26 protein-coding genes are annotated in these 19,616 nt (G+C 63.1%); 10 read left to right on the forward strand and 16 right to left on the reverse strand.

The features are described 5' to 3' along the window. Nucleotides 1-68: 68 nt before the first annotated feature. The gene (locus tag JLZ96_RS12850) at nt 69-1,064 is read right to left on the reverse strand and encodes a substrate-binding domain-containing protein (RefSeq protein WP_230591037.1); all 996 of its coding nucleotides are present in this window, start codon (nt 1,062-1,064) and stop codon (nt 69-71) included. Nucleotides 1,065-1,225: 161 nt separating this feature from the next. Here JLZ96_RS12850 and JLZ96_RS12855 point away from each other — a divergent pair, with 161 nt between their 5' ends. Together JLZ96_RS12855 and JLZ96_RS12860 are read left to right on the forward strand one after the other, a co-directional pair. Continuing rightward, nucleotides 1,226-1,960: a pirin family protein gene (locus JLZ96_RS12855; RefSeq protein WP_201010294.1), complete on the forward strand. Its 735-nt coding sequence runs from the start codon at nt 1,226-1,228 to the stop codon at nt 1,958-1,960. A 30-nt stretch (nt 1,961-1,990) separates the two neighbouring features. Next, nucleotides 1,991-2,800 (forward strand): alpha/beta fold hydrolase, encoded by an 810-nt coding sequence (locus JLZ96_RS12860; RefSeq protein WP_094695863.1) that lies wholly within the window; start codon nt 1,991-1,993, stop codon nt 2,798-2,800. 2 nt (nt 2,801-2,802) lie between these two features. Here the strand turns inward: JLZ96_RS12860 and JLZ96_RS12865 are convergent, their stop codons facing one another. Beyond that, a complete protein-coding gene (locus tag JLZ96_RS12865) occupies nt 2,803-3,237 on the reverse strand; it encodes a MarR family winged helix-turn-helix transcriptional regulator (RefSeq protein ID WP_201010295.1) in 435 nt (144 codons plus the stop codon). 62 nt (nt 3,238-3,299) lie between these two features. Between JLZ96_RS12865 and JLZ96_RS12870 the strand changes: the two genes are divergently transcribed. Together JLZ96_RS12870 and JLZ96_RS12875 are read left to right on the forward strand one after the other, a co-directional pair. Then, complete coding sequence (locus tag JLZ96_RS12870) at nt 3,300-3,671, forward strand: VOC family protein (protein ID WP_201010296.1); 372 nt, start codon at nt 3,300-3,302, stop codon at nt 3,669-3,671. A gap of 18 nt (nt 3,672-3,689) precedes the next feature. Further along, nucleotides 3,690-4,364 (forward strand): DUF1109 domain-containing protein, encoded by a 675-nt coding sequence (locus JLZ96_RS12875; protein WP_236253937.1) that lies wholly within the window; start codon nt 3,690-3,692, stop codon nt 4,362-4,364. A gap of 54 nt (nt 4,365-4,418) precedes the next feature. On the opposite strand, the gene JLZ96_RS12880 is transcribed toward JLZ96_RS12875, so the two are convergent. Together JLZ96_RS12880 and JLZ96_RS12885 are read right to left on the reverse strand one after the other, a co-directional pair. Beyond that, a complete protein-coding gene (locus tag JLZ96_RS12880; RefSeq protein ID WP_201010297.1) occupies nt 4,419-4,904 on the reverse strand; it encodes a GNAT family N-acetyltransferase in 486 nt (161 codons plus the stop codon). Next, nucleotides 4,904-5,845 carry a DUF808 domain-containing protein gene (locus JLZ96_RS12885; protein ID WP_201010298.1) on the reverse strand — a complete coding sequence of 314 codons (942 nt, stop codon included), beginning with the start codon at nt 5,843-5,845 and terminating at the stop codon, nt 4,904-4,906. The genes JLZ96_RS12880 and JLZ96_RS12885 overlap by 1 nt, the downstream gene beginning before the upstream one ends. A gap of 181 nt (nt 5,846-6,026) precedes the next feature. Between JLZ96_RS12885 and JLZ96_RS12890 the strand changes: the two genes are divergently transcribed. Together JLZ96_RS12890 and JLZ96_RS12895 are read left to right on the forward strand one after the other, a co-directional pair. Continuing rightward, nucleotides 6,027-6,434 (forward strand): hypothetical protein, encoded by a 408-nt coding sequence (locus JLZ96_RS12890; protein ID WP_094716211.1) that lies wholly within the window; start codon nt 6,027-6,029, stop codon nt 6,432-6,434. Then, entirely contained in the window at nt 6,431-6,628 is a 198-nt protein-coding gene (locus tag JLZ96_RS12895; RefSeq protein ID WP_032367691.1) for a helix-turn-helix transcriptional regulator, read from the forward strand. The genes JLZ96_RS12890 and JLZ96_RS12895 overlap by 4 nt, the downstream gene beginning before the upstream one ends. A 7-nt stretch (nt 6,629-6,635) precedes the next feature. On the opposite strand, the gene JLZ96_RS12900 is transcribed toward JLZ96_RS12895, so the two are convergent. The 6 genes from JLZ96_RS12900 to JLZ96_RS12925 all read right to left on the reverse strand — a co-directional run bounded on the left by JLZ96_RS12900 (nt 6,636) and on the right by JLZ96_RS12925 (nt 12,526). Further along, complete coding sequence (locus JLZ96_RS12900; RefSeq protein ID WP_032367690.1) at nt 6,636-7,610, reverse strand: glycine betaine ABC transporter substrate-binding protein; 975 nt, start codon at nt 7,608-7,610, stop codon at nt 6,636-6,638. Further along, on the reverse strand, nt 7,607-8,344 hold the full coding sequence (locus JLZ96_RS12905) for an ABC transporter permease (protein ID WP_196250503.1): 738 nt from the start codon (nt 8,342-8,344) through the stop codon (nt 7,607-7,609). Before JLZ96_RS12905 ends, JLZ96_RS12900 begins: the two co-directional genes overlap by 4 nt. After that, entirely contained in the window at nt 8,341-9,549 is a 1,209-nt protein-coding gene (locus tag JLZ96_RS12910) for an ATP-binding cassette domain-containing protein (RefSeq protein WP_032367689.1), read from the reverse strand. The genes JLZ96_RS12905 and JLZ96_RS12910 overlap by 4 nt, the downstream gene beginning before the upstream one ends. Then, nucleotides 9,546-10,190 (reverse strand): ABC transporter permease, encoded by a 645-nt coding sequence (locus JLZ96_RS12915; RefSeq protein WP_032367688.1) that lies wholly within the window; start codon nt 10,188-10,190, stop codon nt 9,546-9,548. The genes JLZ96_RS12910 and JLZ96_RS12915 overlap by 4 nt, the downstream gene beginning before the upstream one ends. Before the next feature lie 177 nt (nt 10,191-10,367). Then, nucleotides 10,368-11,588, reverse strand: coding sequence for a pyridoxal phosphate-dependent aminotransferase (locus JLZ96_RS12920; RefSeq protein ID WP_201010299.1), 1,221 nt, complete (start codon nt 11,586-11,588; stop codon nt 10,368-10,370). After that, a complete protein-coding gene (locus JLZ96_RS12925) occupies nt 11,585-12,526 on the reverse strand; it encodes a DMT family transporter (RefSeq protein WP_201010300.1) in 942 nt (313 codons plus the stop codon). The genes JLZ96_RS12920 and JLZ96_RS12925 overlap by 4 nt, the downstream gene beginning before the upstream one ends. On the opposite strand from JLZ96_RS12925, the gene JLZ96_RS12930 reads away from it, so the two are divergent. Beyond that, nucleotides 12,525-13,919: a PLP-dependent aminotransferase family protein gene (locus JLZ96_RS12930; RefSeq protein ID WP_201010301.1), complete on the forward strand. Its 1,395-nt coding sequence runs from the start codon at nt 12,525-12,527 to the stop codon at nt 13,917-13,919. The two genes, JLZ96_RS12925 and JLZ96_RS12930, sit on opposite strands and share 2 nt — an antisense overlap. Here the strand turns inward: JLZ96_RS12930 and JLZ96_RS12935 are convergent. Further along, nucleotides 13,912-14,187 carry a PLD nuclease N-terminal domain-containing protein gene (locus tag JLZ96_RS12935; protein ID WP_027495096.1) on the reverse strand — a complete coding sequence of 92 codons (276 nt, stop codon included), beginning with the start codon at nt 14,185-14,187 and terminating at the stop codon, nt 13,912-13,914. The genes JLZ96_RS12930 and JLZ96_RS12935 overlap by 8 nt on opposite strands. A 180-nt stretch (nt 14,188-14,367) precedes the next feature. Here JLZ96_RS12935 and JLZ96_RS12940 point away from each other — a divergent pair, with 180 nt between their 5' ends. After that, nucleotides 14,368-14,991, forward strand: coding sequence for a hypothetical protein (locus JLZ96_RS12940; RefSeq protein ID WP_141214898.1), 624 nt, complete (start codon nt 14,368-14,370; stop codon nt 14,989-14,991). On the opposite strand, the gene JLZ96_RS12945 is transcribed toward JLZ96_RS12940, so the two are convergent. Then, on the reverse strand, nt 14,975-15,499 hold the full coding sequence (locus JLZ96_RS12945; RefSeq protein WP_157889867.1) for an HD domain-containing protein: 525 nt from the start codon (nt 15,497-15,499) through the stop codon (nt 14,975-14,977). The two genes, JLZ96_RS12940 and JLZ96_RS12945, sit on opposite strands and share 17 nt — an antisense overlap. Nucleotides 15,500-15,686: 187 nt before the next feature. Next, the gene (locus JLZ96_RS12950; RefSeq protein ID WP_048318918.1) at nt 15,687-16,307 is read right to left on the reverse strand and encodes a TetR/AcrR family transcriptional regulator; all 621 of its coding nucleotides are present in this window, start codon (nt 16,305-16,307) and stop codon (nt 15,687-15,689) included. Between the two features lie 56 nt (nt 16,308-16,363). On the opposite strand from JLZ96_RS12950, the gene JLZ96_RS12955 reads away from it, so the two are divergent. Further along, a complete protein-coding gene (locus tag JLZ96_RS12955) occupies nt 16,364-16,798 on the forward strand; it encodes a PaaI family thioesterase (RefSeq protein WP_048318920.1) in 435 nt (144 codons plus the stop codon). Between the two features lie 39 nt (nt 16,799-16,837). After that, complete coding sequence (locus JLZ96_RS12960) at nt 16,838-17,299, forward strand: DUF6194 family protein (protein WP_048318922.1); 462 nt, start codon at nt 16,838-16,840, stop codon at nt 17,297-17,299. On the opposite strand, the gene JLZ96_RS12965 is transcribed toward JLZ96_RS12960, so the two are convergent. From JLZ96_RS12965 to JLZ96_RS12975, 3 genes are read right to left on the reverse strand one after another with little or no spacing between them, the layout of a single operon-like run. Next, nucleotides 17,300-18,211 (reverse strand): transketolase family protein, encoded by a 912-nt coding sequence (locus JLZ96_RS12965; RefSeq protein ID WP_201010302.1) that lies wholly within the window; start codon nt 18,209-18,211, stop codon nt 17,300-17,302. It lies immediately after the preceding gene. 1 nt (nt 18,212) lies between these two features. Then, entirely contained in the window at nt 18,213-18,893 is a 681-nt protein-coding gene (locus JLZ96_RS12970; RefSeq protein ID WP_201010303.1) for a thiamine pyrophosphate-dependent enzyme, read from the reverse strand. Between the two features lie 47 nt (nt 18,894-18,940). After that, nucleotides 18,941-19,534: a TIGR03086 family metal-binding protein gene (locus tag JLZ96_RS12975; protein ID WP_176458585.1), complete on the reverse strand. Its 594-nt coding sequence runs from the start codon at nt 19,532-19,534 to the stop codon at nt 18,941-18,943. Nucleotides 19,535-19,616 lie beyond the last annotated feature (82 nt).

Genomic DNA, 19,616 nt, shown 5'->3' on the forward strand with positions numbered 1-19,616 from the left:
CCATTATCGAACTCGACTTTCTCGAAATATGTTGAACTACAGAAGCGGATCTGAATCGAGCAGAGACGCTACTGAGCTGAGGACTCTGCGAAAGTGGTATCTCCGACGAGGGTTTCGGCGTTGGACTTGTCGACCAATGCAGTGCCCGCATCGACGAAGGACTCGACGCTGTCGCCGTTCGCGACGGCGATGGCCGTCTGTACTGCCTTTTGGCCCTCGCTGCCCGGATCGTTCGACGCCGTGGCCACGTACTGGTCTCCGTCGGCAATGGCCTTGACTGCCTCCATCAAACCGTCGACACCGAACACCTTGACGTCGGTGCGGTTGTTCTCCTGCAGAACCTGCAGTGCACCGAGAGCCATGTCATCGTTGTGCGCATATACGGCCTTGACATCCGGGTTCGCCTGCAGCAGATCCTGCATGGCGGTCACCGCCTCGGACCTGATGTAGTTCGCGTACGGACCTTCGACGATGGTGATGTTCGATGCGGCATCCGCGGCGGCGTGGAAGCCGTCGCTTCGGTCCTTCGCGACGGTTCCACCTGCGTCACCCTGGATTTCGATGACCTTGCCGCCGTCTGGGCCAAGAGTCGCAACCATGGCCTCACCGACGAGCTGACCCATTGCCTTGTTGTCACGTCCGACGAAGGACTCGGCTCCCGAGTCGATCGGACGGTCGACGGTCACGACCTTCACACCTGCTGCCTCGGCCGCAGCAAGTGCGGGGGCAATGCCTTTGGGGTCGACCGGATTGATGATGAGAACGTTGATGCCGCGAGTGATCAGGTCCTGAACGTCGTTGTTCTGCTTCGTCACATCACCGTTGGCGTCCACGTTGAGTAGTTCGTTGCCCTGCGCCTGCGCCTCGGCCGTCGCTGCATCGGTCAGCGAGACGTAGAAGGGGCTCTGCTGGGTGGCCTGACTGAACCCGATCTTGGCCTTGGCACCTTCGGGTAGAGAATTGGTTGCTGTCGAGCTGCCGTCGCCGGGGGTCGAGCATCCTGCGATGACGACGGTCGCGAGGGCAACCAGCCCGGCCGACTTCATTGTCGTGGCGAGTTTCATGGGGTCCTTCCGAAAAAGTGTGGGCCGATGTGGGGCGGGCTCAAACGTAGGCAGTGACTCGGGTCACGGTCAACACTTGAGCGTAATTATGCTCATATGAGCATTTGTCGAGATCGGAGACCCACCGGAATGCGGGATCCGACGTGCGCGTTGAGCACGTCATGACATCGAAGCCGCAGGTCACGCACTTACCCGGTGCGCAACGCCATCACTGGTGGAACGAATGGCTCGATTCCAAGCAGTCGTTTCCCGCCACCGGCAATTACGACCTGGCGGCCAATGCGCACGGGCTACTGATGGTGCACAACGAGGACACGGTGTTTCCCGGCGAAGGGTTCGACTCCCATCAGCACGAGAACATGGAGATCGTCACGTGGGTGTTGGAAGGGACGCTGAAACATACTGACTCCGAGGGTAATTCGGGGCTGATCTACCCCGGCCTCGTTCAACGCATGAGTGCCGGAACCGGAATTCGGCACACCGAGACCAATGCGTCGAGCCGGTCCAGCCGAGAAAAGCTGCGCGTGGTGCAGATGTGGATCCCATCCGACACCGATGGAACCGACCCGTCGTACGAAGAGCTGGACGTGCAGGACCAGCTGGCGAGCGGCGAGCTGGTTCCGGTGGCGTCCGGCATGCCGGGTCGGGGCGGCGTTTGGATCGGCAACCGCTACGCGACGCTGCATGCCGCCCGACTCGCACCGGGGGAGTCCGTCACCGTCCCTGACGCGCCGTACGGTCACGTCTTCGTCGCCGACGGTTCCGCAGTGTTCGAGACCGTCGGAGACGTTGCCCAGGGTGACGCGGTACGACTCACCGCCACCGGAGGTCACCGTGTGACAGCATCGACGGCGAGCGAGATCTTGATCTGGGAAATGCACGCCGGCTTCGCCTGACCCAGTTCTTCTGACACAGGGAGATTCACCATGCCAACCGTTGTCACCGACGATGCCGTCTCCCTGAACTATCTCGACGAAGGCACCGGCCCGGCCGTGGTTCTCGTCGCCGGCTTCTGCGCACCGGCGACCACCTGGATGTTGCAGCAGAAAGCGTTGGTGCGAGCCGGATACCGTGTTCTGGCCCTCGATCGACGGGGTCACGGCGCCTCCGATGCACCGACACACGGAGCGTCGATGGAGCGGCACGGACGCGATATCGCGAATTTCCTCTCGGAGGTGGGCGTCGACGAAGCCGTCTTGATCGGAGGTTCCATGGGGGCCAACACCATCTGGTCTTACGTCTCGCAGTTCGGCACCGACCGCGTTCGAGCCATCGTGTCGGTGGATCAGACACCGAAGATGGCGAACAGCGACGATTGGTCGAACGGCTTCTACGGTCTGACCGACAGCAATCGAACGTCGTTCTTCGACAGCGGAATACCCGACACGGGCCACGGCCGACCGCAGTGGAAGTCGGTGCCTGCACTACTGAAACTCGCGTTTGCATTGCGCGCGATGCCGAAGATGGCATCACCCGACACGGCCCCGATGAAGGCGCTACTGGCCGATCATGCGGCGCAGGACTGGCGCGCAACCATGTCCGGTACCGATAGGCCGTACCTCATGATCGCCGGACGCGACAGCCAGTTCTGGCCTGCTGCACATGCTTCCGAGTCCGCGAAGCTCAATTCGGGTGGTCGATCTGTGGTCTTGGAGAACTGCGGTCACGCTGCCAACATGGACCGGCCGAACGAGTTCAATGCGGCGATGCTGGAATTCCTCGACTCGATCGACTGAGGTTACGACTGCTCGCGACCGTCCAGAGCCGCAGCACACGTAACAAGGCTGCGGTGCAACACTTCTCGCTCACTCTTGGACAGCGACGCAATCATGGCATTTTCCACCGCGGCGACAGCGGCCGACGCTTGCCGCAGGCGCTCCCTGCCCAGGGTTGTCACGTACAGACGCTGGTCTCGACCTACCCCCTCGATCTCCACCAGGCCGCCGCGCGTGAGCCCGGCCAGCAGTTGATGGGTTGCCTGCCTGCTGACGAATACCGCGCGCGCGAGTTCGGCGTTGGACAGTCCCGGTTTGTGCGCGAGGAGTTCGAGGCTCGAGTACTGCGAGACGGTGATATCGAGATCGCGTAGGCACTCGTCCATCGCCGAACGCAGGGCGGACGTGGCCCGCTTGAGGGCGTAACCGATCGAGGTGTCGACATCCACTTGACTCATGTCAACATCTTGACATACATTCAGTTCGTCAAGAACTTGACGAACTACCGAAAGGACACGACATGACCGTTGCAACCGTTTCCGGACCGAGCTTCCTCTCCCTCCAAGTACGCGACCTCGCCGTCAGTGCAGACTTCTACGAATCGCAGCTGGGCCTCGTCCGCGCACCCCAGGCACCACCCGGCGCAGTGGTGTTCACCACCTCACCGATACCGTTCGCCGTCCGAAACCCCGCTCCCGAAACAGATCTCGACAGTGGTCAACCGGGACTCGGAGTTGCCCTCTGGCTGGTGTGCGACGACGCCGAAGCGCTCCACGACAATCTCGTCGCCGCCGGCGTGACGATCGTGACCGCCCCCTTCGACGGCCCCTTCGGAAAGACCTTCGTCCTACGTGACCCCGACGGATACGCCGTCACCGTGCACAGCAGTTAGCCCCGAAGTCATCGACAAATGTGGGACCCTGAGCGCGGATGCCACCTCCGACGCGTAGGGAACACGACCATCATCGAGCGCCTGAAGAACCGCCTCACCGAGTCGGCGAACGCACCTCAAAAAGCTGCGAAACCGCCCGGGCCGATTCTGCTGGTGTTCACCACGATCGCCGCCGTCACGTGGGCATGCGTGTCCAGGAACTGGTGGCCCTCGCCCTACGGACAGTTCGCCTGGTTCGATCCGCTCCTCGCCGGCGCGTCATCGATCCTGGTGCTGCTGATCGTCGGGCTCATCTGGGCAATTCGCACCCTCCACGTCGTCGGCCAGGATCGAAGATGGTCGTGGTGGATAGCGTCGGCTCCGGTGGTGGTGGGCTTGGCAGCGGCTGTTCTGGTACTGCTGCCACCGGACAACATGCTGGACCATCGCGACGAATTCGAGACCGTTGCGCGAGAATTGAGTGCACAGCCCTCGAGTAGCCGCGAACACATCGAGATCGGCCCGTTCGACATCAGCTCGGCACGCGCCACATCTGGCGGCGAGGTCTACTTCACCGAAGACAGCGGCTTCTCCCTCATGAGCGCCTCGGGCTGGGCGTATGCACCAGGTGGGCCGCCCGCGGGATTCGACGACTTCACCGCCACGCACCTGGACGGTCCGTGGTACGAATTCACAGCCATCTGGCGGGACTGATTTCTGTCTCCGAGCGACGGGTCCTCGAGCTGGCTCGTCGGTGACGAAAGCTGTTCAGGGGAGTCGCTTTTCCAGCCATACCTCGGCGTAGGGCTCGGCGTTGAACGCCGGTACCTCCCGATAGCCGAGCTTGGAGTACAGGCCCCGGGCCTCGACGAGGTCCGCTCGCGTGTCCAATCGTATTGTCGTACGGCGCGATTGGCGAACCGATCCTTCGACGAACTCGACGATCGACGACCCGACGCCGTTTCCACGGGCACGCGCGTCGACGAAGACCCGAGTCAGTTCTGCGATGTCGTCGGAGACGAAACGAGCACCACCGCAACCGACCAGCGTCGAGCCCAGGTATGCGACAACGAACAGACCCGAATCACCCACGAGATCGTCACTCGGCTCGTCGACCATGACTTGTCGTACTTCCTCGTCCGACGCCTCGCGGCCGTAGAAGCGTCCGACGATATCGACGTTGTAGCGAAACAGGATGTCGAGCGCCGGCTCCGAGGAGGGATGAACGACGGCGAACGTCGCCGATACAGGCACTACTTCGCGGCGGCCCGTTTGGCGAGTACCTTCGAGATCCCGAGCTGCGCAATAACGATGATGCAGCCGACGATCGCACCGATGACTGCCGACGCAAGAGTGTTGACGATCCACGCCAGCACTCCGCCGACACCCGCGACCCCACGCACCGCATCCTCACCGTGGTGCACCAGCTCGTAGATGGGGTGGAAACCGAGCTCGTCGATGCCCACGAGAAGGATGTGCCCACCGACCCACAGCATGGCTGCGGTGCCGACGACCGACAGCACTGCCATCACCTTCGGCATGCCCTTGACCAGTCCGCGGCCGAACTTTTCGACGAACCCGGACGAGCCCTCGGCCAGCTTCAGACCGATGTCGTCCATCTTGACGATGAGGGCGACGACGCCGTAGACGACGATGGTGATGACCACCGCGACGACCGCCAAGATGATGAGGCGACTCCAGAAGCCCTCGCTCGCAATGGTGTCGAGAGCGATGACCATGATCTCGGCGGAGAGAATCAGGTCGGTCCGAACGGCGCCGGACACCACGCTGTCCTCGTCCCGCGGCTCGTCCTCTGCCTCGGCGTGATGATCGCCGTGGCCGAACAGCGCTCCCCAGATCTTGTGCGCTGCCTCGTAGCTGAGGTAGCAGCCACCGAGCATCAGAATAGGCGTCAGCAGCCATGGGAGGAACTGACTGAGCAGCAGGGCGATCGGCAGAATGATCAGCAGCTTGTTCCGAAGCGAGCCGACGGCGATGCGCTTGATGATCGGGAGTTCCCGCTCGGCCGCGAGGCCGCGAACGTACTGCGGGGTCACCGCTGCGTCGTCGATCACGACACCGGCGGCCTTGGCCGTCGCTTTGCCGGTAGCGGCTCCCACGTCGTCGATCGATGCTGCCGCCAGCCGTGCCAGCGCGGCCACGTCGTCGAGCAGGGCTACCAGTCCGCCGGCCATCAGTGATCTCCGAGTGAAGACGAATGCACGATCAGGCTCCTAGGGCTGAGTACGACGCCGAAATCCGGCAATCCACGTGCTCGAACCATACCGCCAGTAGCTCGCTGCGGACCACACATCGGAGTGGGATGTATGGTTACCTATACGTATAGCGAGCTATACCAACGAACGGAGCATTCAGGTGAGACTCAGATGGATATCGGTCGCCGCTGTCGGCCTGGCCACTGCATCGGCGACGGCACTGCTCGCCTGGCTCGTGTCACCCATCGCGCCAGGGGTTTCCGCGCTGGTGTTCGGCGTCACCGCGCTGCCCTTCGGCGCGATGCTGGGCTGGATACTGTTCGTCGCGCCGGTCACCACCGACCAGACCTACACCTCGGGCGACAGCATCGAAAGCCATTGGACGACATCCGCGTCCAGCGGTACGGCCACCGATCTGGTGACCGTACTGGGTCTGACTCTTGCGGTGGTGTCCATCGCAAGAGTCGACCCCCCGGCCACGCTGCTGCTGACGGGCTTGCTGTTGGCGGCATTCGCATCGTTCACTGCGCGGTACGCGTTCGCGCGCTACCGGGCCCTGTCCGAGTGAAGAACGATGTTCGACGTCGTCGCACCGAGAAGGGGTGGTCTCAGAGCGAGCTGGCCGAGCGAATCGACGTCACCCGACTGACGATCATCTCCATCGAGAAGGAGCGGTTCGACCCGAGCCTGCCCGTCGCCTTCCGTCTTGCCGCAGCATTCGACTGCACGATCGAGGAGTTGTTCGAGCCGGATTCGAATTGACCGGACCTCACGTCACCAGGTCTTCGCTCTTCAACCACTCGTAGGCGACATCGGATGGGTCTTCGCCCTCGATGTCGACCCGCCCGTTCAAGTCCTGCATCAGGTCGTCGGTCAATCGCTCGGATACGACGGCCAAAAGATCGGCGATCTCGGGATGCTGTTCGAGCACCGCGTCGCGCACCACCGCGGTCCCGCTGTAGGGCAGGAAGAAGGCCCTGTCATCCTGCAACACCGTCAGATTCAAGTTCTTGATTCTGCCGTCGGTGGTGTAGACCATGCCGAAGTTGCACGGTGAGCTGTCGGCGGTCGAGGTGTAGACGACACCCGCATCCATCCGCGTGACGTTGCCCGACGGTACGCCGTCGGGTGCGTTCAGTCCGATGCCGTAGGTGTCGAGCATCGGTCCGAAACCGTCGGAGCGAGAGAAGAACTCGTCGTCGACGCAGAACGTCCTGTCGGCCACGGGGAGCTTGGCCACATCCGACAAAGATGCGACACCCAGACGCTGTGCCGTCTCGGCCGAGGCGGCGAACGCATACGTGTCGTTGAAATTCGCGGGCGGTAGCCAATCGAGGTTGTGCTCACTCTTCTCGATGTCGCGGACGCGCTCCCACAGCTCCTGCGGATCACTGATCGTCTCGGTCTGGCTGTGGTAGTTGACCCACCCGGTACCGGTGTATTCCCAGAGGATGTCTGCGTCACCGTTGAGCTGTGCCTGTCTCGACGACGCCGACCCCGGTGCTCCGGTCAGGTCGGTGACTTTCGCGCCGGCAGCGGCAAGGTATGTGGCCGTGATCTTTCCGAGCAATACGCCCTCGGTGAAGCTCTTGCTCGTCACCACCAGCGATGCGCCGTCCAACGGGGTCGCACCGTCCGGAAGTGACGTGCTCTCGAACGTTCCCGACGAGCTGACCAACCCGCAACCGGCGAGTGCTGCCGTCAGCGCGAGAGCGGTTGCTGCCGTGGACAGTCGGCGAATCATGCCACTCCTCGTGGGGTCGCGATCAGTTCGACCACACGGCCGAGCCAGTCGATGATCAGTGCGAGCAGCGCGACGAGAACGGCACCGGAGATGAGTAACTTCGGTAGGAACAGCGTGGTACCCGTGGTGATGAGCGTGCCGAGGCTGGACGCCCCGATGAAGGTGCTCAGTGTCGCGGTGCCGACGAGAATGACCAACGCGGTACGTACGCCGTTCAGGATCACAGGCACCGCGAGCGGCAACTCCACCTGCACCAGCGTGCGGAGGCCGGAGAACCCGATTCCCCGGGCCGCTTCGATGGTCCGCTGATCGACTTGCTGGATTCCGACGATCGTATTCTGCAGAATCGGCAGTATCGCGTAGACCACCAATCCGATGACGGCGGTGCGGAACCCGGTTCCGAGCCACATCGTCAGCAACACGATCAGACCCACTGCCGGAGCGGCCTGGCCGATGTTGGCGAAGTTGACGGCCATCGGTCGGAAATTCTTTGCCCTGTCGCGGGTGAGCAGGATGCCCAACGGAATTGCGATGGCGACGACGATCACGGTCGCGGTCAACGTCAACACGATGTGGTCGACGATCGTCGTCTTCAGATTGTCCCAGCCCAGTGATGCCTGCTCGGTAGTCGTCAGCGTCGTGGAGCGGTACCACAGGATGTAACCGACCCCGAGCACGACGATGAGGAGCGGCTCGAACCACACGTCCAACGGTGCGCGTCGAAGTCGATTCATGTTGCTGCGCCCTCGGTATGGGCCGAATACGAGACGTGACCGTCACCGGAGCGAGCATCCGAGAGTTGGCCCCGAATGACGGCCATCACGGTTGCGATCGTCAGTGCGCCGGTGACGGCACCGCGGCCGTCGGTGACGAGTACGCCGCCCTGACTGGCGGCCAACATCGTGTCCAGTGCGTCGTTGAGCGTGGACGACGGTGCGACGGTGGGCAATCGCTCGTCGACATAGTCGGTGATGCGCTCCTTGGTGGCGACTTCGTCCAGCGACGGCCAGGCGCGGGGCCGGCCGTGTTCGTCGATGACGACGATCCAGGTGGCACCCTGAGCCCGAGCACGAGCGATGACCTCCTGCGACGCATCGCCCACCTCGGCGGTGACGACCGAGTCGTGGTCGACGTCTTTGACGCGGGACAACGTCAAATGTGCCAGCGTGGCCCCGGATCCGATGAACTCCTCGACGAACGGGCTCGCGGGTTTGGCCAAGATTTCTTCCGGCGTCGCATACTGCTCGATGTGGCCGCCCTCGGACAGAATCAGTACCTTGTCACCGAGCTTCGTCGCTTCCTCGAAATCGTGGGTGACGATCACGATCGTCTTCGCCAGTTCGTGCTGGATGGCGATGAGGCTGTCCTGCAGTCGAACCCTGGTGATCGGGTCGACGGCACCGAACGGCTCGTCCATCAGCAACACCGGTGGATCGGCGGCGAGTGCTCGCGCCACACCCACTCGCTGTTGCTGTCCGCCCGACATGTCCTTGGGTAGACGATCGCGGAAGTCGGCGACGTCGAGTCCCACCAGATCCAGCAGGTAATCAGTTCGCTCGTCGATCTTCTTCGCGTCCCACCCCAGTACCCGTGGAATGGCTCCGATGTTCTTGGCGACCGACCAATGTGGGAAGAGTCCGCCGGACTGAATGACGTACCCGATCGACTGCCGCAGCTTGTCCGCATCCTCACCGGTGACGTCACGGTCGCCGATGAAGATTCGGCCCTCCGTCGGCTCGATGAGGCGGTTGATCATCTTCAGCGTGGTCGTCTTACCGCAACCCGACGGACCGACGAACGCAACGATGTGGCCGGCCTCGATATCGAGGTCGATCTTCTGCACCGCCGCCTTGTTCTGGCCCTTGTACTGCTTGACCACACCGTCGAGGCGAATCGAGGCGCCGGTGACCGTTCGCTCGCCGGTTGTGTTGTCCGTCATGACAATCCCTTCGAGATGGTGAGGCGCCCGAGAAGGACGAGCAGGCCGTCGAACACCAGGGCGATGACGACGATGAGCACTGTGCCGGTCACTGCCATCTCGACGGAATTGGTCCCGCCCAGTCTCGACAGGCCATTGAAGATGAGCGACCCGAGGCCCGGCCCGAGTACGTACGCGACGATGGCCGCGACGCCGACAACCATCTGAGTCGAGACGCGGATTCCGGTGAGAATGACCGGCCATGCCATGGGCAGCGAGACGGAGACGAGGATGCGGCTGCGCGAGAACCCGATTCCTTTCGCCGACTCGATCACGGTGTCGGGAACTCCACGCAGTCCGACGATGGCGTTGCCGATCACGGGCATGGCGGCGAAGAACGCGAGCATGATGAACGAGGGCACCACACCCAAGCCGAACGGGACGATGAGCAGCGCGAGCAACGCCAGAGACGGAATCGTCAGCGCTACTCGACTGGTCGTCAGCGTCAGTGCCGAGAAGAGAGGCAGACGATGGACTGCGATCGCGATGAGCACGGCCACGACCGTGCCCACCAGAACCGTCTGAAACGCCAGCGACGCATGTTGATAGGTCAGAAACGCGAGGGATTCACCCCGCCCCTGCAAATAGCCCCATAGATCCACGAATTCCCTCTCGCCCGGCAGATCGGACGACGAGCGTAACCCGCATTTCCCCGGGGCGTCGGGGAAATGCGGGTTCGCCAAAGGCCGTGCAGCAGAGCGATACGCGGGTTCATCTGCGCGAATACGCCCTTGCCGAGCGCCCGCACGGACTTAAAATCAGCTCGAGCAGAATCGGTTCTACTGCGAGTACGAACTCATGAAGTTGCCGAGCCGCTCTAGTGCGGTCGAGAGATCGTCCACGTTGGGCAGGGTGACGAGCCGGAAGTGGTCGGGCACATCCCAATTGAACGCTCGACCGTGACTGACCAGGATTTTCTCGGATTCGAGCAGGTCGAGGACGAACTCCTCGTCGTCGACGATGCCGAAACGGTCGGTGTCGAGCTTGGGGAACATGTACAGCGCGCCCGCAGCCTGCACACAGCTGATCCCGTCGATGGAGTTCAGCATTCGATGCGCCAGATCCCGCTGCGCGGTCAACCGACCCGTCGGCAGCAGAAGGTCCTCGATCGATTGACGGCCGCCGAGCGCCGTCTGTATTGCATGTTGTGCAGGCACATTCGCGCACATGCGCATGTTGGACAGCAACGTGATGCCCTCGATGAAGCTCGCCGCACGGCGTCGTGGACCGGTGATCGCCAGCCATCCGGCACGGAATCCACACACTCGGTAGGCCTTCGACAACCCCGAATAGGTCAGGCACAGCACATCTTTGCCGGTGAGAGTTGCGAGATTGGTCATCTCGGAACCGTCGTACACGATCTTCTCGTAGATCTCGTCGGCGAGCAGAATCAGATCGTGCTCGCGCGCGAGGTCGACGAAACGCTGCAGAACGTCGCGTGAGTACACCGCACCAGTGGGGTTGTTGGGATTGATCACGACGATGGCCCGGGTACGGGTGGTGATCTTCGATTCCAGATCCTCGAAGTCCGGAGCCCAGTCCTGAGTCTCGTCTGCCAAGTAGTGGACCGGAGTGCCTCCGGCGAGAGCAACCGAACCCGTCCACAGCGGGTAGTCGGGGGAGGGGATCAGCACCTCGTCCTCGGGGTTGCACAGCGCCTGCATCGTCATGGTGATCAGCTCGGAGACCCCGTTGCCCAGGTAGACGTCGCCGACGTCGAGGTCGCTCAGGCCCTTGGTCTGGTAGTACTGCACCACCGCGGTGCGCGCCGAGAACAGGCCCCGCGAGTCGGAATATCCCTGCGCGGTAGGCAGATTGCGAATCATCGCCATCATGATCTCGTCGGGTGCCTCGAAACCGAACGGGGCCGGGTTACCCACGTTGAGGCGCAGGATCTTGTGCCCCTGCTCCTCGAGTTCCTCGGTCTTGTCCAGGATGCGGCCACGAATGTCGTAGCGAACATTCTCGAGCTTGCGTGCCTGATCGATCGATCGCGTCATGACGAAAGTTCCTCCTGTCGAACGGACGGCGACATCCGAGTTCGGACCGCCACTGTTGCACATACGATGACTGCTGCTCCACCCACGACCACCGGCCACGTCAGTCCCTCGTGGAGCAGAATCGCGGCCCAGCAGATCGTCAGCACCGGCTGAACGAGCTGCACCTGGCTCACACTCGACATCGGACCGATGGCCAACCCCCGATACCAGGCGAAGAACCCCAGATACATACTCACGACGGCCAAATAGGCGAACGCAGCCCACTCCGAGACGCCTCCGCTCGTGGGTTGATGCCACCACGCGAACGCCGTCATCGCTCCGGTCACCGGAACGGAGACGACAAGCGCCCACGAGACCGTCTGCCACGCACCCAGTTCACGCGCAAGCAGCCCGCCCTCCGCGTATCCCACCGCGGCCGCCACGACGGCTCCGAGGAGAAGCAGATCCGACCACCCCAGTCCGGCGACCTCGCCGCCCTGAACAGCCGCGAATCCGACAGCGACCGCAGCACCCATGGCCGCAACCAACCAGAACATCGGCCGGACGCGTTGCCGCTCGCGGACGACGGCGAAGGCCGCGGTCGCAGCCGGCAGAAGCGCGATGACGACGGCACTGTGGCCTGCGGAGGCGGTGGTCAGAGCGAACGACGTGAGCACGGGGAAACCGATGACGACCCCTGCCGCGATGACAAACAGTCGAACCCATTGCCGTCCGCGTGGCAACCGTTGCGAGGTCAGGGCCAAGGCGGCAGCAGCTAGGGCCGCGGCGACGACGGCGCGTCCGCACCCGACGAACAGCGGCGACAGGCCACCGGTCACGGCGATCCGAGTCAGCGGCACGGTGAACGAGAACGCCGTGACACCCGCCAGTCCCCACAAGAGGCCGGCTCGGGATAGCAGTCCCGGCGCGAGCCGGGTAGCGCTACTATGCTGTGTCATGCCCGACGATAGCAGTTCCCGGATCGTGTCTGCACTGCGAACCTGGATCGCAACCGCCCCGCCCGAGGCGAAGCTGCCATCCACTCGGGCGCTGGTGGCCCAGCATTCGGCCAGCCCCGTGACGGTACAGAAAGCACTGCGCACCCTCATGTCGCAGGGAGTCATCGAAACACGGCCTGGCGTCGGAACATTCGTCAAGACCGTCCACACGGCCCGCCCGAACGACTACGGGTGGCAGACTGCCGCGCTCGGTGCACCCGGAAACAGATTGCAACTGCCCGCCGCACTGCAGTCCACGTCGAGTGACGTGATCGCTCTGCATTCCGGTTACCCGGCCCGAGAGCTGTTGCCGGAGCGACTCGTTCACGCTGCTTTCACCCGAGCCGCACGCACCGACGCAGTGGTTGCCCGGCCGCCGACCGCAGGCCTGCCCGAGCTTCGAGCTTGGTTCGCTGCGGAACTCGGCGCTTCCACCCCGCTGGGCGTCACGCCGCCCTCGGCCAGCGACGTGGTCATCATCCCGGGCAGCCAGACCGGCCTGAGCACGGCTTTTCGGGCGCTCGTCGGTGCGGGACGCCCACTTCTCATGGAATCGCCGACGTACTGGGGAGCGATCCTGGCGGCAACGCAGGCGGGCGTTCGCGTGGTCCCGGTCCCCACCGGCGTCGACGGACCCGACCCGGACGCGCTGGAGCAGGCATTCGCCGAGTCCGGCGCGCGGGCGTTCTACGCTCAACCGACCTTCGCCAGCCCCACCGGAGCGCAGTGGTCTCCGGACCTGTCCGAACGTGTGCTCGACATCGTTCGACGACACGGCGCGTTCCTGATCGAGGACGACTCCGCCCACGATTTCGGCATCACCGCCGAACCCAGCCCATTGGCCGCACGAGACGACGGCGGACATGTGGTGTACCTGCGTTCGCTGACCAAGGTCGTATCACCGTCGATTCGATTGGCAGGCTTGATCGCTCGTGGCCCGGCCCACGAACGTATCCTCGCCGACACGGGAGCCGAATCGATGTACGTCAGCGGCATCCTGCAAACCGTCGCTCTCGATGTCGTCACCCAACCCGCCTGGCGCACACACCTACGACGCCTACGCACACAACTCGAAGCTCGTCGAGACCTATTGGCCCACAGCCTGATCGAGTTCGCTCCTCGCGGTCATCTCGACCGGATCCCCCGGGGCGGACTCAATCTGTGGATGCGCCTGCGTGACGACATCGACCTGGAAGACGTTGTGCACAAATGCAAATTGGCGGGTGTCATCGTCGGTGCGGGAGACGATTACTTCCCGGCCGAACCCACCGGCAAGTTCCTGCGGTTGAACTACGCGGGCTCGAACGCCGGTGAGTTCCCGGATGCGGCACGCACGATCGGATCGGTCATCTGAGACTGTTCGACGCTTCGACGGCGAACGTCGAGGTGCGGCCCCATACGAACCAGACCAGAGGCCCGAGAAACGGAAACGCGAGCACGACGAAGATCCACACCGCACGGCCTGCGACACTGTAATTGGGTGAGCGAAGGATGCTGACGAGCGCGGCGACGAACAGAACGACCGCGCCGAGCACTGCCACCAAGACGATGGTTCCCAGCCCGAACCCGAGTACCTGCTCGGTGGTCGAGTGTTGTTGTGAAAGTAGTACTGCGGCGTGCATGACGGTTCCTCTGCTGTGCTTGTTCTTCGCTGTTTCGTTGACGACCACAACGCTATGGACCCGAGCGTTCCTGCACATCGGTCTGCACGTGTATCTCGTCGTACATCGGACGATGTAGGCCTACCGCCGGAGTCGTCGCGCAGTTACCGTGGTGCGGACGTATCCGACCTGGGGGGACTTGTGCAGACCGTCAAGAACGACTACACGACGTGGAGGGCCCTGGGGCCGGGCGGCTTACCGGCCAACGTCGGTGGGTGGTTGATCGCCACCGCGCTACGACCGTTGTCCAGACGTGACCTTATGACCGTCGCCGGCGCGTCGCCCGCAGGCCGGCACTGGCACCTCGAACCGCGCCGAGGACCACGGCCGACGATCGCCCCGTACCCGATTCCACATCGCCAGCTCACCGACCGTGCTACGCCCGTACTGACAGACAGGATCACCGGCGCAGTTACTACCGAAGCGCGCACGAACAATCGATACCACCTGGCGCGCAGCCACTTCGAGAGGCGAGGGGACGCGCTGTATCTGACGGATGTCACCACTGCTGCACCGTGGATTTCGCGAACCAACGGCGAGATACTCCACGTCCACGAGACCGAAGGATCGATGCACGTCGTCATGCAGCCCGACGATGCTCAGACCGTCATCTCCGCGGGCTGGGGTGAGCTACACCCCCTCGCCGGACGCCCTGGCCTCGGACTTCCCGAAACCTACGTCTTCCTCTACGCACCGAGAGACTCCGACGACGCAGATCGAATCGAACAGATCATCCATCGCGCAACAGCTACTTCGACGATATGACCCTGCGCTCCAGGGGGTTCGCCTTCATCGCCGGGTACATTCCTGAGCGCCACAAGGTCGCAGCCGTCGACTGCGGTCTCCTTCTCGATTCGATCTTCATCCTGGATGCGAAGTCTGCGGCGAAACCTTCTCGCGTATAGCTGGATTCGATGACATCCACGCAGTGCGGATCGAGGTCTCGAATCCGACGGCCACTGACGTCCAGGTGTGCCGCATCGTGCAGCAGGGCCGCCTCCGATCCCATCGGTGTCTCGACGTCCATGTGCCTGGCTACAGTCTCGTGGACGATCTGCGCCGTTCGGTCGTCGCCTTCGTGTCGGCGGACGAACTCTTCGGCTCTCCCGGCTCCGATCACCGCAAAACATCCAGCCACCGGGTTCTGTTCTGCGCCGAGAGCTATGTCGTGCAACAGGCACGCGACGTACAGCGCCTCCCGATCCGGCCGTAGACCGTCGATGACCGCAAACGCCGACGCGTACTGCCAGCACCGCACGCTGTGCATCAACATGGGCTCACTGAGGCACTCTCTGGCCTCCTCCAGTGCTTCCCGGCACAACCGTGAATCCGGAGCATCGGCTGTGTGCCATGCGGAACCCGCCGAACGTCGCCGGGGACCGAGCACGGTACCGGGCAACATAGTGAGTTGTTCTCGCACAGCAGCTGCCATTATTCGCGCACGATGACCTGCGCTCAGCTCACCGGGTTTCATCGGGTGTTCCCTTCAGGTGGCGGAGCATATCCGCCCGCGTGATCGCGAGCATGGCGTCGAGCATGGATCGATCGACGATGCGTCGTTGATGCAGTGACACAGCACCGTTCATCGCCGCCCAGGCATTCAGAACCAGTGCACGGGGGAGGACGTCGGCACCGGCGTCCTCCACCGCACGCGTCACCGAATCGATGAGTTCACCGAGCGCAGTGTCGATCTTTTCCTTCGCCTCACCGACCGACGCGGACTCGGACTTGTCCACATCCGTCAGCGCCAGCAGCCGCAACGCCAATGGATCGTCGCGGTGAAACGCGATGTAGCGATCGAGGAACTCGGCAACGACGTGCGCAGAATCGACCGCATCGGTGGGGGCAGTCATTTGCTCAGCGTGGCTCTGGGCGGTTCGCCACGCGAGAGCGGCGTAGATGTCCACCTTGCCGGCGGGGAAGTTTGCGTAGATCGAACTCACCGCCACATCGGCTGCGGTGGCCAGCATCTCGATCGTCGTTGCCCGATATCCGTGGCGTAGGAAGAGCGAACGAGCGCCGTCGAGCACCGCAGTGTGTGTTCGACGCTTCCGCTTGTCGGTGGGGGTATCCAAGACCATAACTTTATCGTACTCTGATTCCGATATCGGAATCCAATTATGATAGAGGGGTAGCGATGACAGCCAACGAAGTACTGGCACCGGACAGCGGCAGCGCGGCGATGACCATGTTTCTCCCGCAATCACCGTTCGTGCAGCAACTGGGCATCGAGCTGGTCGACATCGACGAGGGCACAGCTCGACTGCGGCTGCCGTACCGCGACGAGCTGTCCACCGTCGGCCAGATGCTGCACGGCGGCGTGATCGCCGGCTGTATCGATATCGGGATCATGACCGCAGCATGGGCCGGATCCGAAGTGCCCGAGAAGCTTCGGGGCGTCACGGTCTCCATGTCTGTGCAGTTCATGGAACCGGTATATGCCGAGGGTGTCGACATCGTCGGTACTCGGATGCACGCGGGTCGGAGCCTGAAGACGTGTCGAGTCGACATCGTCGGGACCGAATCCGGCCGCCTCGTCGCAACCGGCACGGGAACCTACAAAGTCGGCTGAACTCTGGGCAGAGACCGCAGAACATGTGACGATCGATGAATGACACTCGATGACATCGTGAATCTGGTCGGCAGCTTCGACGGCACGTTGGCGCAGCGGCCTCGGGAGGGTGATGGGACTCCGGAACTCGCATGGGGCGATGTGTTCTTCTACTACTCGCCGGACGGAACTGTTCCGTCGTCCACCCAGCCGTTCGCGACCATCGTGACGAAGAACTATCCGGGAGACGAGATGTCCCGGCTGGACCGGCCCGACGCGTTCCGTGTCAATGTCATTGCAGGAAAGCAGGAGTTCGAGCGGCTATTGGGAGTGCCCCCACGCGAAGCAGCCCACGCACCCCAGGCCGATACCGACGACACCCTTGCCGCCCACCCTCAGTACGGCACTGCGGGCTGGTTGTCGGTGGTCAACCCGTCTTCGCAGACCGAATCGCAGATCGGGGAACTCCTCGAATCTGCGTACAGCGTCACCAAGGACAGGTACGAGCGCCGCCGACACTGATCACTCGAAGAAGTCGTCCATCGATCGGGACAGTCCTTCGATGTCGAGGCCGTTGGCTCGGTCGTGTTGGGCCACCGTTCCGTACTTCCTACGCTCTCCAGGCTCCACCCCGATCCCCAGTACGCGATGCCGTATGTCTGCCATCGCTTGATCGATCTGCGGCACAGAGGTTCCCGCGAGATAGGGCTCGACGATCATGATGTCCGGCGCAGTCAGCGTTTCTCGAAGAGTCGTACCGTCGAAGGGCCTGATCGTCGACGCGTGCAGCACGGTAACGTCACGTCCACTGGCCGCGGCCAGGACCCGGTCCGTCATCGGACCGACCGAGATCACAGTGCCCGAATTACCCTGTTGCAGAACGGTCATCGAACCTCCGGGTCGACCGTACGAGTGATCGTTCGAGACGCCGTCAAGCCTGATGTAAACGCGGTCGTCGGATGCAGCGGCACCGCGCAGCATCCATTCGACCTCGTCGACGTGCCCGGGCACGTGCACCGTCCACCCGTCCAGGGTGTCCAGCAGTGCGACATCGCGTTGGCCGAAGTGCGTCTCACCGCCTTGTGGCCACCCGTAGGAGCCGCCCGAGCTGACCAGGATCGCGCCGACATCCTGATGTCCCAGATCGAGTTTCACCTGCTCGAAGGGTCGCTCGATCAGAAACGGTGGAAAGGTGTGCACGATCGGACGCATTCCGGCGAGCGACATACCGCCTGCGACACCGATCATCGCCTGCTCTCGAATACCCACGTTGACCACACGCGATCGGATGTCAGGAGTGAGGTGCGGTTCGAGATAGGCGGCGCCGATCTCGGCCAGTACCAGCACGACTCGCTCGTCCTGCACCAACAACTCCGGCAGCAGTCGGTAGAAGGACTCGCGTTGATCCGCGGTCCTGTTCATCGTCGACGTCATTTTAGTTCTCCTTCTTCTCCACGTGGGCGACCACCACGTGAGGTCGGTCGCCGTGATCGACGCGAAACGCCCGCCGGAGCGCACTGTGGTCCCTCCCGTCGACGTCGGAGGTCGACCACCCCTCGACTGCGAAGCGCGACGCGATGCCGCCGGGCCAACCCAGACCAGCCGAATCGTTGTCGATCACCACGGTGGTCAGGTTGGCCAGCTGTGATCGCCCGGCGAATTGGATGGCTTCCATGTTGCTCCCCTCATCGAGCTCGGCGTCACCGATCAGTACGAACACCTGTGCCTGGCTTCGCCGGATCTGAAGCGCCACAGCAGTTCCGGCCGCCAACGCCACACCATGGCCGAGTGATCCCGATCCGATGTCGACCCCGGGAATCAGCGTGCGGTCCGGATGATTGCCCAGCGGTGAGTGGTAGCTGCCGAACGAAGCAAGCTCGTTCGGCGTCAAGAAGCCCCGTGCAGCGAGCACTGCGTAGTACGCCATCGGGCCGTGCCCCTTGGAGAGGTAGAACCTGTCGCGATCGGGATCGTCGGGCTGCGCCGCGTCGAGACGAAGAATGTCGGAGTACAGCACCCACAGCACGTCCAGCGTGGATGTGGCGCTCGCACCGTGCTTTTCGTCGCCGGTCATCAGCGTCATGAGTTGAGGCAACTCTTCGAAAGTCATCTGCATGGGACCACCCTGCAACCTCGAGTGCACTCGAGGTCAAGAGCGACGTACTACACCCAGCCGTCCGACGACCGTCCCGCGAAGTTCGCCAGGCGTTCCAACGGCCCTGCCTCGGAACGGGGTTCCACGATGGGCCCGAAGGGGACTCCTGGAACCCGACTCTCCGCCGGCAGCAGTGCTCGAAGTTCCACGGCGACCGGATCGACGAGAGCCGGGTCGGCGTGGGCCGGTTGTCCTGTCGCAACGGCAAGGTCCCATCCGTGCACCAGTAACTCCCGCGCATATCCCCACACAGCCGATCGCCCCGGCACTTCACCCCACGGGACCGCGACCGGGCCATCGAGCAATTCATCGTCGGCCCACGCGGCACGGGCTTGCGTCACCGACGTGTCGAAGGATGCGGCGTCATGATCGGAGCACAAGGGCGACACAGAGTCCGGACTCCCGAGTTCGGCGATCGCAATCAGCCTTCGGACCGTCGCAACGAGATGGCCTGCCAGCGTCCGGACATCGAACTCGTCACACGGAGTGGGAAGGTCCAGTTGGTCGGCGCGCACGCCTGTGAGCAGACCGCTCACCCATGCGGCGGACGTGAAGTACACCTCGCGCGGATCCGTCTGCTGCGTGGTCTCGATGGTGTTCATTGTCGATCCTTCCGTTTCGCGGCCACCGGGTGTGGCCTGCTGGGTAGAAGTAGATCGGGTGAACATGACATCTTCTGTCATG

Origin of the sequence: Rhodococcus sp. NKCM2511 (assembly GCF_014905595.1) — a bacterium.
GTDB lineage: Bacteria > Actinomycetota > Actinomycetes > Mycobacteriales > Mycobacteriaceae > Rhodococcoides > Rhodococcoides fascians.